The organism is Erysipelatoclostridium sp. AM42-17 (assembly GCF_003480255.1).
Classification (GTDB): Bacteria; Bacillota_I; Bacilli_A; order Erysipelotrichales; family Coprobacillaceae; genus Faecalibacillus.
The window spans coordinates 26,418-38,348 of record NZ_QUIN01000009.1; the positions used below are offsets into that span (position 1 = coordinate 26,418).

The 11,931-nt window shown below is 30.5% G+C and carries 16 protein-coding genes; 2 read left to right on the forward strand and 14 right to left on the reverse strand.

The annotated features are described in order from the left end of the window. The first annotated feature begins 56 nt into the window (after positions 1–56). Positions 57–395 (forward strand): helix-turn-helix domain-containing protein, encoded by a 339-nt coding sequence (locus DW911_RS04945; protein WP_199589122.1) that lies wholly within the window; start codon positions 57–59, stop codon positions 393–395. Positions 396–415: 20 nt separating this feature from the next. Here the strand turns inward: DW911_RS04945 and DW911_RS04950 are convergent, their stop codons facing one another. The 6 genes from DW911_RS04950 to aroE all read right to left on the reverse strand — a co-directional run bounded on the left by DW911_RS04950 (position 416) and on the right by aroE (position 4,694). Beyond that, a complete protein-coding gene (locus DW911_RS04950; protein WP_118432844.1) occupies positions 416–1,420 on the reverse strand; it encodes an aldo/keto reductase in 1,005 nt (334 codons plus the stop codon). A 100-nt stretch (positions 1,421–1,520) separates the two neighbouring features. Beyond that, positions 1,521–2,081 (reverse strand): TetR/AcrR family transcriptional regulator C-terminal domain-containing protein, encoded by a 561-nt coding sequence (locus tag DW911_RS04955; RefSeq protein WP_118432843.1) that lies wholly within the window; start codon positions 2,079–2,081, stop codon positions 1,521–1,523. Further along, positions 2,066–2,743 (reverse strand): TIGR01906 family membrane protein, encoded by a 678-nt coding sequence (locus tag DW911_RS04960; RefSeq protein WP_118432842.1) that lies wholly within the window; start codon positions 2,741–2,743, stop codon positions 2,066–2,068. The genes DW911_RS04955 and DW911_RS04960 overlap by 16 nt, the downstream gene beginning before the upstream one ends. Next, entirely contained in the window at positions 2,733–3,242 is a 510-nt protein-coding gene (locus DW911_RS04965; RefSeq protein ID WP_118607535.1) for a tRNA (cytidine(34)-2'-O)-methyltransferase, read from the reverse strand. Before DW911_RS04965 ends, DW911_RS04960 begins: the two co-directional genes overlap by 11 nt. Then, positions 3,242–3,829, reverse strand: a complete 588-nt coding sequence (rdgB, locus tag DW911_RS04970) for an RdgB/HAM1 family non-canonical purine NTP pyrophosphatase (RefSeq protein WP_118432840.1) — start codon at positions 3,827–3,829, stop codon at positions 3,242–3,244. Before rdgB ends, DW911_RS04965 begins: the two co-directional genes overlap by 1 nt. 1 nt (position 3,830) lies before the next feature. Further along, positions 3,831–4,694: a shikimate dehydrogenase gene (gene aroE, locus DW911_RS04975; RefSeq protein ID WP_233541852.1), complete on the reverse strand. Its 864-nt coding sequence runs from the start codon at positions 4,692–4,694 to the stop codon at positions 3,831–3,833. A gap of 120 nt (positions 4,695–4,814) precedes the next feature. Here aroE and chbG point away from each other — a divergent pair, with 120 nt between their 5' ends. Then, positions 4,815–5,558 carry a chitin disaccharide deacetylase gene (gene chbG, locus DW911_RS04980; RefSeq protein ID WP_118432839.1) on the forward strand — a complete coding sequence of 248 codons (744 nt, stop codon included), beginning with the start codon at positions 4,815–4,817 and terminating at the stop codon, positions 5,556–5,558. Between the two features lie 60 nt (positions 5,559–5,618). Here chbG and DW911_RS10985 read toward each other — a convergent pair whose 3' ends face one another. From DW911_RS10985 to DW911_RS05015, 8 genes are all read right to left on the reverse strand, one after another. Next, positions 5,619–5,873 carry a heavy-metal-associated domain-containing protein gene (locus tag DW911_RS10985; protein WP_118432838.1) on the reverse strand — a complete coding sequence of 85 codons (255 nt, stop codon included), beginning with the start codon at positions 5,871–5,873 and terminating at the stop codon, positions 5,619–5,621. A gap of 3 nt (positions 5,874–5,876) precedes the next feature. After that, positions 5,877–8,390 (reverse strand): heavy metal translocating P-type ATPase, encoded by a 2,514-nt coding sequence (locus DW911_RS04985; RefSeq protein ID WP_199669457.1) that lies wholly within the window; start codon positions 8,388–8,390, stop codon positions 5,877–5,879. A 10-nt stretch (positions 8,391–8,400) separates the two neighbouring features. After that, positions 8,401–8,703: a metal-sensing transcriptional repressor gene (locus tag DW911_RS04990; RefSeq protein ID WP_118432836.1), complete on the reverse strand. Its 303-nt coding sequence runs from the start codon at positions 8,701–8,703 to the stop codon at positions 8,401–8,403. A gap of 108 nt (positions 8,704–8,811) precedes the next feature. Next, on the reverse strand, positions 8,812–10,026 hold the full coding sequence (locus DW911_RS04995) for a M20 metallopeptidase family protein (protein WP_118432835.1): 1,215 nt from the start codon (positions 10,024–10,026) through the stop codon (positions 8,812–8,814). A 74-nt stretch (positions 10,027–10,100) separates the two neighbouring features. Beyond that, positions 10,101–10,505 carry a hypothetical protein gene (locus DW911_RS05000; protein ID WP_147358159.1) on the reverse strand — a complete coding sequence of 135 codons (405 nt, stop codon included), beginning with the start codon at positions 10,503–10,505 and terminating at the stop codon, positions 10,101–10,103. A gap of 60 nt (positions 10,506–10,565) precedes the next feature. Further along, entirely contained in the window at positions 10,566–10,958 is a 393-nt protein-coding gene (locus tag DW911_RS05005; protein ID WP_118432833.1) for a hypothetical protein, read from the reverse strand. Positions 10,959–10,999: 41 nt separating this feature from the next. Continuing rightward, positions 11,000–11,392 carry a hypothetical protein gene (locus tag DW911_RS05010; protein WP_118432832.1) on the reverse strand — a complete coding sequence of 131 codons (393 nt, stop codon included), beginning with the start codon at positions 11,390–11,392 and terminating at the stop codon, positions 11,000–11,002. A 17-nt stretch (positions 11,393–11,409) separates the two neighbouring features. Further along, positions 11,410–11,811, reverse strand: a complete 402-nt coding sequence (locus DW911_RS05015) for a hypothetical protein (protein WP_118432831.1) — start codon at positions 11,809–11,811, stop codon at positions 11,410–11,412. Positions 11,812–11,931: the final 120 nt, after the last annotated feature.

Sequence of the window (11,931 nt, forward strand, 5' to 3'; positions counted from 1 at the left end):
ATTTTAATTCCCATTTATTGGAACAAATGATTGATAACATATAAATGGTGATAATTGTGGATAAGAAGTTGAATGAACTTTTAAAACAAAAGAGAAAAGAACGTGGATTAAGTATTGTTGAGTTATCTCAAGCACTCAATATTCCGAAATCAACAATTTCTAGAATAGAAAATAATTATGATTTAAATACGTCTAATAAAAATGTAAAAAGATTGCTTGATTTTTTCTCTATCAAATTAACATATGATAGTTCTTCATCAAATAGAGAAATCATTGATATTACTGACTATTCTCCAGTTCATAAAATGATTATCCAACAAATAAAAGATCAAGAAGAAGTATATCAAGCAATGAAAGAACAAAAAACATCACAAGATAACACAAACAAAAAGTGATAAGACAAAAATATGTCTTATCACTTTTTATCTAATAACACGGTACCTTGAGGTGGATTTTCACTAATAGCTCCTACAATATGGTGAGGAACATACATTTCTTCTAAATATTTTATATCTTCATTGGTAAGTTGAATATCTAATGCATGAACAGCATCATCTATATAATGAGATTGAGTTGCACCTATAATAGGTGAAGCCACCCCTTTTGCCCATTGCCAAGCTAATGCAATTTGCGACATCTTACAATGATATTTTTGTGCTAATTCATTTACTCTTTTCACTATTTCAATATCATATTTTTCATAGCGATCATATTTTCCATGAACAACACGATCAGTTTGTCCTCTTAGCGTACTGGACTCCCATGTACTTCTTGCCAAATGTCCACCAGCTAATGGACTATAGGGCATTAAAGAGACATTCATTTGTTCACAAATAGGAATGAGTTCTCTTTCATCCTCACGATATAATAAATTGTAGTGATTTTCCATTGTTGAAAAAGGTGTCCAGTGATGGTCTCTAGCTACTAATTGCATATTATAAAATTGATAACCATACATAGCTGATGCCCCAATAGCTCTTACTTTTCCTGCTTCTACTAATTCATGTAATGCTTCCATTGTTTCTTCTATTGGTGTATCGTAGTCAAAACGATGAATAATATATAAATCTAAGTAGTCGGTTTGTAATCTTTTTAATGTTCCTTCAATTTCTCTTTTAATAGCCTCTTTTGATAATCGACCTTCATTAAAATAAACCTTTGAAGCAATGACCACATCTTCTCTTTTTACTCCTAAATTTTTAAAAGCCTTCCCTAAATACTCTTCGCTCGTTCCTTTAGAGTATGTATTTGCCGTATCAAAGAAATTAATACCTAAATCAAGCGCATGCTTTACCATTTTTTCAGTCTCTTTTTCATCCAAAGTCCAATCATGCATCGTACCTGCTTGACCAAAACTCATACATCCCAAACATAGTTGAGATACTTTAATTCCTGTATTTCCTAATGTTGTATATTTCATACTATCACCTCTATTTCATTATAAAATATATAAATAAAATATCTAATACCTAATCATTATCATTCCCTATGCTTTTTAGTTATAAAAAAAGATTGAATCATCAATCTTTATAAGGATTTTTATTTTCACCAAACAATTGATCCATACCTAAACTACGCATATTAACAATTAATTTTGCTATCTCTTTTGTTGAAACAGGCATATCTGATAAAATCCACGATAAAGTCATACTACTTGAAGCATGTGCATGATATATTGTCGCAAAAACAAGGGGTTCAGGTAAATCTTTACCGTAGAGATGTCGATGATATTGTAAATCAAATTGTTCACAATGTTCAAAAATATAATCTTTTAAACAATTTTGTCCTTCCATCATACAAGCTTGTTTCATAAATACATGGTATGTCTTCATATTTTCTAATGTTTCTAATAAAGAATCATAAAAAGATATTTCTGGCTTAGAAATGTCAAAACCTGGAACAATTCGTGTATTATAAATATATTGAATTAAATCATTTTTATCAATGAAATGATTATAAAATGTTTGCCTACTAATCCCCGTTGCATCTAGTAGCTGTTTGATTGTGATTGTTTGTAAGTTTTGTTTATTAATAAGTTCTAGTAATTCATCAGCTAAAATCTTTTTTACATTGATGGCCATGCTCCCACATCCTTTTTTGTATTATAACATAAGATTTGTTTTCTTTTATAACTAAACAAACCATAACATACACCAGCTAGTACAAAAATAATGATAACAATTAAAATAAATTCATGATAAAAAAATGCTTCTGGTAACATATTAATAACCGGGTCTATTTTAGGATCAAATATCCAGTATTGATTTTTAAAAGCCATTTTATGAAATAGAATAAATAAATCATCAAAATCAATACTTGCTAGAACACCAATAGATACTGGTAAGATAATTGAAATCATAGCAGTTAATTTAAAAAAACGATATTCATGATGATAACATTGATAAATGACTAAAATCAAAGATGTTATTCCACTACCTAAACAAATGATTTGAATGATTTCAAATATTTTTTTTACTTCTTGAAAATGAATAACAGAATGATGAGATATAATAAAATCATTCATTCTTAAAGGTCCTTGATAAAAAATAGATTGGTAATGTATTAGCTGTTGATAATTTAACTGTAACTGTTGCTTTGTTAAATGCGTAGTTTGATCAATCTTTAAATAATGAATATCTAAATGATAGATAATTGGCATAAAAACAGCAACAACAATAGCAAAACTAATAATAAATAAAGATAAAGAAAGACTGGTTATGATGTCTTTCTTACTATAGCTCATATAAAAAATCTTCTCCCTTTTGAACTTCTACTTTACTTAATTGAGGATAATTTTGTTGTCTTAATACTTCATAAATACAAATAGCTGCACAATTAGATAAGTTAAGACTTCTTACTTTATCACTCATTGGTATTCTTAAACAACGATCTAAATGCTTCGTTAAGATTTCCTTAGGAATCCCGTCATGTTCATGACCAAAAAATAAGTAATGTTCTTTTTGATCGTCACTAAAATCTTGATCAGTATAACAAAGATGTGAATAACGTGTAAAGAAATGATATTCACCTGGATTTTGTTTTTCAAATTCTTCATATGATTCATAAACATGTAAATCTAAATCTTTAATATAATCTAATCCTGCTCTTTTCATTTTCTTATCATCTAAGTCAAATGACATCGGTTTAATGATATGAAGAGAAGTATTGGTTGCAACACATGTACGCATAATATTTCCGGTATTTTGAGGGATAGCAGGATGAACTAAAACAATATGATTCATTATAACTCCTCCTTTAAAATTTTATATAATTTTCTAAGTGCTTTACCACGATGTGAATATTTATTTTTTTCTTCTGGTGACATCGCTGCACTTGTTTTCTTACATGGTGGATAATAGAATATAGGATCATAACCAAAACCATTTTCACCATCAATACAATCATTGATTTCTCCTTCAAATGTTTCTTCAATTAAAATGGGATCACGTCCAGGAATAACTAAAGCCATTGCACATACAAAGCGTGCTGTACGATCTTTACCTTTAACCGCATCAATAATATACTGGTTTTTAATATCATAACTTGTATCATGTCCTAAAAATCGAGCAGAATAAATACCTGGCTTTTTATCTAAAGCATCAACTTCTAATCCACTATCATCCGCTAAAACGACTTTATTTAATTCATCAGCAACATATTTTGCTTTAATTAAAGCATTTTCTTTAAATGTTTTTCCATTTTCTTCTATTTCAGGAACTGTTTCATAAACATCCTTTAATGATTTCACTTCTATTCCTAAATCTTTTAACATTGCTCTTATTTCTTTAATTTTTCCTTCATTAGTAGAAGATACAATTAATTCTTTCATTTTACTCCTCCATCTTTAATGCTTTTTTTACTGGGAGAATGGGCATCTTTTGATGTGTCCAAAATTCAAAAGAAACAGCTCCTTGATATAAAATCATTCCTTCTCCGTTCATATATTCTAAATGACGATGTTTAGCCATTTGTAATAACTTTGTTTCCTTAGGATTATAAATAATGTCAGCTACTTTTAATCCTTCAGGTAAATCATTTTCATTTTTAATTAGACATCCTTCTTCATAAGGATGCATACCTACATTTGTTGTTTGTACTAATAAATAGGCATCTTTTAAATCCTCTTTTAATCCTTGTTCATCACTTAATAATTTTAATTTTACAGGACAAGGCAATTTATCATTTAATTCTCTAATAAATGGTTTATCACTACGATTATAAACAACAATTTCTTTTGCCTTTGCTAGAGCAAGTGAAACAATGATAGCACAGGCTGCTCCCCCAGCTCCTAGAACAACAATTTTTTGATTTTCAACCTGCCATCCTTTTTCATGACAAGCCATGACAAAGCCTTTACCATCACTAATATGACCAATTAATTTACCATTTTCATTTTTTACTGTATTAACAGCTTGGCATAATTTGGCTTCGTCCGTTATCTCATCTAAATACTTCATAATTTTAAGTTTATAAGGCATTGAAACATTAAAACCTTTAATTCCTAATGTCTTTACACTTGTAATATAATCATCCAGGTGGTCTTCACTTACTTCAAAAGCTAAATAAACATCATCAATCCCTAATGCTTGAAATGCTGTATTATGCATCATAGGTGAAAATGAATGCTTAATAGGATTAGCAACAATCCCATAAAGACCAGTATATCCTGTTATTTTATTTTCTAGTTTTTCCAATCAATTCATCTCCTCGTTATTACCTTGTGTTTATTATATAGCATTCCTTTCATTCCACCAATAAAAAAGTAACGGTTTAGTATTATTTTATGTATAATAGAGTTACAAGGAGATGAAAGTATGATAAAAAAATTAATTGTTAATGGCGACGACTTTGGCCTAAGTGAAGGTCAAACACTCGGTATTTTAAAAGCACATCGTGATGGCATTTTAACTTCAACAACTTGTCTTATTAATATGCCTTTTGCTAGTCAGTCATTAGAAATGGCTAAACAATATCCTCAGCTGGGAATTGGTCTTCATTTAACCATCACAATTGGTAAACCTGTTTTAAAAACGGGCTTAAGTTTTACCGATGAAAATGGCTATTTCAAAAAAAGAGGTGCTTACGATGACTACGAACCTCATCCAGATCAAGATGAACTTTATCAAGAATGGAAAGCACAAATTGAAAAATTTATCTCAATGACCGGAAAATTACCAACCCATCTTGATTCTCATCATCATGTCCATTTGTTACCACAATGCATAGAAGTTACCAAAAGACTTGCTGATGAATATCATTTACCAATGCGTCAGGACAAACCGCTTATCAATGATTATCCTTTTGCTCGTTTCAGTGAAGATTTTTATGGTGAGAGTGTAACCAAAGATATGCTCTATCAAATTTTTAATTATGATGATGAAATATTTGAAATTATGTGTCATCCAGCCTTTATGGATTGGACTATTTATAGTCAATCTAGTTATAACATTTTAAGAACAAAGGAACTTGAATTACTTTGTCTTCCAGAAATTAAAGACTATTTACATAAAAATCATATTGAATTAATAAACTATACTCAAATAAAAAATGGAGAATAATTTGAAGTGAACCTCCTAAGTTGTCAAACTTTTTCGGTTCACTTCAAATTTTCTCCATTTTTATCTTTTAAATAAGGAAAATCCTTTCTTTTCATAAGGCTCATTTTTAATTGATAAAGCCGTATAACCTGTTTGATCAATTGTTGCCTTTAATTTATCTTCATCTAATGCTTCATTAGAAATAATTTCTGTTATCCCTTTACGATGAGAAGAAGAAACTTTCTTGACATCAAATACCTTTCTAATTGCATCATTAATATGACTTTCGCACATACCACACATCATACCTTTAACTTCTACTGTTGTTTTAATCATTTTTTACCCTCTTTTCTTTATCTTTTTTACTTTATAACCAGCTTGACTAATACAATCTATCAAGACTTGATTTTCAATATCTTCATTTACATAAATAATAGCTTTACCTGTTTGATAATCAACATCAGCCTGCTTAACTTCTTTTAATGCTTCTAACGCATTTTGAACACGTCCTTGACAATGAGTACACATCATTCCTTTTATTTCAATTTCTTTAACTAAAGATGTTTCTTGTTGAACTAAACTTACTGCATGTTTTATTTTTCTATCATGTTTTGTATCATATACTTTAACAAAATTTAATCTTAAAGCATTAGAAACCACAGAAAAGCTTGATAAACTCATAGCAAGGGCACCAAACATAGGATTAAGTGTCCAACCAAAAATTGGAATCCAAATTCCTGCCGCTAAAGGAATACCTATAATATTGTAGATAAAAGCCCAAAATAAGTTTTCATGAATATTTCTTAAAGTAGCCCTACTTAAACGAATCGCTGCTGAAACATCACTTAAACGACTATTCATTAAAACAACTTCTGCTGCATCAATAGCTACATCACTTCCTGCTCCAATCGCAATTCCGATATGCGCTTGAGTTAAAGCTGGCGCATCGTTTAAACCGTCTCCAACCATTGCCACTTTTCCTAGTGATTTTAATTTTTGAATCGCTGCTACTTTACCATCTGGTAAAACACCAGCAATGACTTCATCAACGCCGACTTGTTTAGCAATTGCTTTTGCTGTTTTTTCATTATCACCTGTAATCATGATGACTTGAATACCCATTTGATGTAATTCTTTAATTGCTTGAGGACTCTCTTCTTTAATTACATCTGCAACACTGATCATTCCAATAAAATGATGATCTAATGCAAATAATAAAGGCGTTCTTCCTAAATCAGCTTCTTTCATTGCTAAATCTATAAATTCTTGAGGAATACTGACAAGTTGTTCAATAAATGTAAGACTTCCTCCTACTAATTCTTTTCCATAATATTGAGCTTTTAATCCATGACCTGGTAAAGCTTCAAAATTACTGACCTCTTCATCTTGAATACCTTTTTCTTTAGCATATTCAATAATCGCTCTAGCTAAAGGATGTTCACTTTTACTTTCTAAAGAAACAGCTTCTTTAATAAATCGTTGTTGATCATATTCACCTACTGTTTCTATTTTCACTACTTTAGGTTGACCCTTTGTAATCGTTCCGGTTTTATCTAAAGCCACAATTTGTACTCTTCCTGTTTCTTCTAAAGATTCAGCACTCTTAAATAAAATACCATGTTTTGCGCCAACACCATTTCCTACCATAATAGCAACCGGTGTAGCAAGTCCTAAAGCACAAGGACAACTAATCACAAGAACTGAGATACTGCGTGCAAGAGCATATGAAAAATCACCTTTTGCTAAAATCCATATAATAAAGGTAACAACTGCTATTCCAATTACAACTGGTACAAAAACACCAGAAACTTGATCAGCAACTTTTGCAATCGGTGCTTTACTTGTCGCTACATCTGATACCATTTTGATAATTTGCGATAAAGTCGTATCTTGACCAACTCTCGTAGCACGACATTTTAAAAATCCTGATTGATTAATAGAAGCTGATGAAACTTGATCACCAACAGTCTTATCCACCGGAATACTTTCTCCTGTCAATGCCGATGCATCTAAAGCACTGTTTCCTTCAATAATCACACCATCAACAGGAATACTTTCTCCTGGGCGAACAACAAAGATATCGCCTACTAACACTTGATCAATAGCTACCGTTACTTCTTGATTATCCTTTAGAATCACCGCTTTTTTAGGAGCTAGATTCATTAATCCCTTTAATGCATTCGTTGTTTTTCCTTTTGAACGTGCTTCTAACATTTTACCAACTGTAATCAAGGTTAAAATCATAGCTGCTGATTCAAAATAAAACTCCATCATATATTTCATTACAACAGCATGTTGTCCATCGACTTGTGCTCTTGTCATCATTAAAAGTGCATAAACACTCCAAACAAATGATGCCATTGATCCAAGAGCAACTAATGTATCCATATTAGGTGAGCGATGCCATAAACTTTTAAAACCACTAATAAAAAATTTTTGGTTAATAACCATAATAATTCCAGCCAGTAACATTTGAACAATACCCATAGCTATATGATTATCATTAAACCACGATGGTAATGGCCATCCCCACATCATATGTCCCATTGAAAAATACATTAAAATAATTAAAAAGAACAATGACGCTATCAATCTTTTCTTTAATGCCGGTGTTTCATGATCCTCTAATAAATCATCTTCTTTTTCATCTTTCTGTCCTTGTAGTTTAGCACCATATCCAGCTTCCTTCACTGCCTTAATAATTTCTTTTGATGATGCCGTTCCTTCAACTGACATCGCATTTGTCAGCAAACTTACTGAACATGACGTTACACCAGATACTTTGCTTACCGCTTTTTCAACACGATTACTGCAGGCTGCACATGACATACCCGTTATAGCATAATGTTCCATAAAATTCCTCCTACTTCATTAATTTTTGAAGCAATGATACCAGTTCATCTACAACCTCATCATTACCTTTCCTAATGTCTCTTACGACACATGTATGAATATGACTTGCCAATAATTCACGGTTAAAAGCATTCATTGCTGCAGATACAGCTGATGATTGAACAAGGATATCTTTACAATAAGCATCTGCTTCAATCATTCCTTTTATTCCCCGAATTTGACCTTCGATACGATTTAAACGATGTATTAATTTCTTAATTTGTTCTTCATCTCTTTTCGTATTTTTGTGACATGTACATTCATTCTTTTCCATTTTAGCCTCTCCTTATATACCCTTATAGGGTATTTCACAATAACAATATATACCCTATTAGGGTATATGTCAAATAAAAAGACTTGTAAATGAATACAAGTCAATTCCTTATTTACAATGTTCTTCTAACCAACGCATTGGTGTATAAGCATAAAGGGCACAACCATTGACTAATGCCTCTTCATCAAATTTAACTCGTGGATGATGTTGCGGATAACCGTATCCTTTATCTGGCATACCAGCAGCAAGGGCAACCATAATTGAAGGTACCTCTTGACTTACATAAGCAAAATCTTCAGATCCGGTACTTTTCGATGCTGGACTTTTTGTCATCTCTTGAAGTTTAGCTACACTCCATGCCTTTTCTTTACCAAGTAATTCTTCTGCGTATTTTGTCGTATCTAAAGATAATTGTTCATCATTAACCAATGTCGGACAACCACTTCCAAAAATTACTTTTCCTTCTCCTCTAAAAGTCTGAGCGACGCCTGATACAATTTCTTGCATCCTTTGTTTAATAAAAGTACGTGTTTGTTCATCGTATGTACGAATTGTTCCCCCAAGTTTAGCCATATCAGCAATGGCATTTTGAGCCTTTCCAGCATGAATACTACCTATTGTTACAACAGCATCATTTGATAAAGATAATTCTCTGGCATTAATTTCTTGTAAAGCAACAATAACATGAGCAGCAATATTAATAGGATCCACTCCCATATTAGGCATAGAACCATGACACCCTTTACCTTGAATCTCTATTTCAAAATAATCTGCTGCCGGTGCTGATACCCCCGGTGCTGAAACGACGACACTTCCTTCTGGTAAAGGAAAATTAGCCATAACATGCATCATCATGGCTTGATCAACATCTTCTAAAATACCATGATCAATCATATCTTTTGATCCTTCAAATATTTCTTCGGCTGGTTGAAACATTAACTTCACAGTACCTTTTAATTCGCTTTCATGCTGTTTTAATATTTTTGCAGCACCCAACATCATAGCTGTATGCATATCATGACCACAGGCATGCATATATCCATTTGTTGAAGCAAAATCTAATCCACTTTCTTCTTTAATTGGTAAAGCATCCATATCACCTCTAATTAAAAATGTAGGTTTACCTGTTCCTACCATGACATATAATCCTGCTTTACCACAGTGATGAACTTCATAATTCATCTCAGTTAACTTCTTTTCAACATATTGAATAGTCTCTTTAATATCAAAGCCAATACCTGGATGTAAATGCAGATATCGTCTATTTTGTATTATTTCATCTTTTAATTGTTTAACTTCATCTAATATTGTTTTTGCATTCATATAAACCCTTCTTTCTTTATTATTATAATCCATTAATTTCTTATATAAAACAAAAAGAAGAAGATTAACTTCTTCTATAATGAAACAGTTGTTTTATTTCTTATAATTTGTAAAATTCCCATCACGATAACTGCAATAAAACATATAATCATGAATTTAAAAGCATAGGAACACATTATCAATGGATTCAAATCACCAAAATACAAAATGAGATCTAATATAAATATACCCGCTAATAAAAATAAATTCTTTAAAATATTGATGTGGATACGATACTTATATTTTTTTATCAGTAAAAAAACATAGTAAGCAGCTAAAATAAAAAATGAAAAATTAATAAGATAATAGGCATACATTAAAAATTGCTCTCCGCCATACACGACATTACCATTTATATCAAGAGGTGCAGGATTAGCTTTTAAGTATAATTGATATAACGAAGATAAAAAATCAACTAGAATTTCTAATATGTAACTCATATAAATTAAATAAATCTCATTATATCTTTGCATTTGTATCGCTTCTTTCTTTTTAAAATATTATTCAATACTTTTATTCATCAAGGTAAGTAACCCATATATAATCACATCTAAAATCAAAAAGTGTATTGCAGGTGAAGAAATAATCATTAATGAAAAATCAAAGAAATATAAAATAGCATCAATGACAAATAATACCAATAATATTATCGTATTCGCCTTCATCTTAATAACTTCTTTTTTCTTTACTTTTATAATAATGATTATACTATAAAGAAGCATTAATCCATACAATACTGCATAAACGATCATTGCTAAGTTACAAATTGAACCATAACTTAACGGAAATGACCAATATGGACCATAATTTGAACCCATAACGCATAATGCACGATATAAAATATAACAAACAATAAAAATAATAATAATTGATTGATCTAAATGTTTTTTCATAAACAATAACCACCTTCTACTATAAAATTGTAATATCATAGTTATAAATATATATATCCGCTGACAGTTTCACTACAAACCCCTATAACAAAATAATTAATTTGAACTTTTATTGCCTTACCTGTAATTATTGAACCCACTGATGGATTTGTTTTAAAATTTCGAGTCATTGCGCCTACAAACCCTGTGTTAAAATGTTCAGTATAAGTGGCTTTATCTACACGGAATTGTTGAGTCGTTAAATTATGAGAGATAACAACTGTTGCTGTTACATACCCATATCTACCGCAACTCAAATTCACTTTTTTTGTATATTTTTCTACAGCAAATGGTTCAATTTTTAAATCACTTTTATCTGAAGCAAAAACACTTTGACTATTCACACAAAATATAAGCATTATTATAATAATTAAAAATTTTTTCGTCTTACACATTGTTATCATCTCCTCTTTTATAATTGAATATATCTTGTCTCTGTATGTACATTACCTGATACTTTATATTTCAATATCACAGATAGTCTGATAGATCCAGAAAAATAACTACCAACTTTAGGGTTAGTTGTTACTGATATTGTTGAAATATTAAGTTTATATTTATAAGAATATTTATCTTCATGCTTAACAGATAAAACATAGCTTTTTCCTGTAGTAATATTATGTCTAATATCTACTTGTGCATCAACACTTCCATAAATACCTAACCCAATGGTTACATTGCGAGTATATGTTTCTACAGAATACGTGTCTATCTTTTCATTTCCAAATGCGTAAACTTCATTTGTTGTAAAACAATTAAATAAAAACAAACATAAAAATGTAACCGAAATTTTAATTAATTTTGATTTTCCCATAATCAATCCTCCCTATTTTAAAAAGGTACCTTCTTTATCTATATTGTACCATTAGCATTATATATGTCAATAAATATAGTATTTTTTTCGACCTATTGTTTATTTAAACTGTGTTAAGTA

Bases quoted from the DNA above. Each gene is read 5' to 3' on its own strand.
- DW911_RS04950 (WP_118432844.1), bottom strand. From the start codon at position 1,420: ATGAAATATACAACATTAGGAAATACAGGAATTAAAGTATCTCAACTA.
- DW911_RS04955 (WP_118432843.1), bottom strand. From the start codon at position 2,081: ATGGCCATCAATGTAAAAAAGATTTTAGCTGATGAATTACTAGAACTT.
- DW911_RS04960 (WP_118432842.1), bottom strand. From the start codon at position 2,743: ATGAGCTATAGTAAGAAAGACATCATAACCAGTCTTTCTTTATCTTTA.
- DW911_RS04965 (WP_118607535.1), bottom strand. From the start codon at position 3,242: ATGAATCATATTGTTTTAGTTCATCCTGCTATCCCTCAAAATACCGGA.
- rdgB (WP_118432840.1), bottom strand. From the start codon at position 3,829: ATGAAAGAATTAATTGTATCTTCTACTAATGAAGGAAAAATTAAAGAA.
- chbG (WP_118432839.1), top strand. From the start codon at position 4,815: ATGATAAAAAAATTAATTGTTAATGGCGACGACTTTGGCCTAAGTGAA.
- DW911_RS10985 (WP_118432838.1), bottom strand. From the start codon at position 5,873: ATGATTAAAACAACAGTAGAAGTTAAAGGTATGATGTGTGGTATGTGC.
- DW911_RS04985 (WP_199669457.1), bottom strand. From the start codon at position 8,390: ATGGAACATTATGCTATAACGGGTATGTCATGTGCAGCCTGCAGTAAT.
- DW911_RS04990 (WP_118432836.1), bottom strand. From the start codon at position 8,703: ATGGAAAAGAATGAATGTACATGTCACAAAAATACGAAAAGAGATGAA.
- DW911_RS04995 (WP_118432835.1), bottom strand. From the start codon at position 10,026: ATGAATGCAAAAACAATATTAGATGAAGTTAAACAATTAAAAGATGAA.
- DW911_RS05000 (WP_147358159.1), bottom strand. From the start codon at position 10,505: ATGAGTTACATATTAGAAATTCTAGTTGATTTTTTATCTTCGTTATAT.
- DW911_RS05005 (WP_118432833.1), bottom strand. From the start codon at position 10,958: ATGAAAAAACATTTAGATCAATCAATTATTATTATTTTTATTGTTTGT.
- DW911_RS05010 (WP_118432832.1), bottom strand. From the start codon at position 11,392: ATGTGTAAGACGAAAAAATTTTTAATTATTATAATAATGCTTATATTT.
- DW911_RS05015 (WP_118432831.1), bottom strand. From the start codon at position 11,811: ATGGGAAAATCAAAATTAATTAAAATTTCGGTTACATTTTTATGTTTG.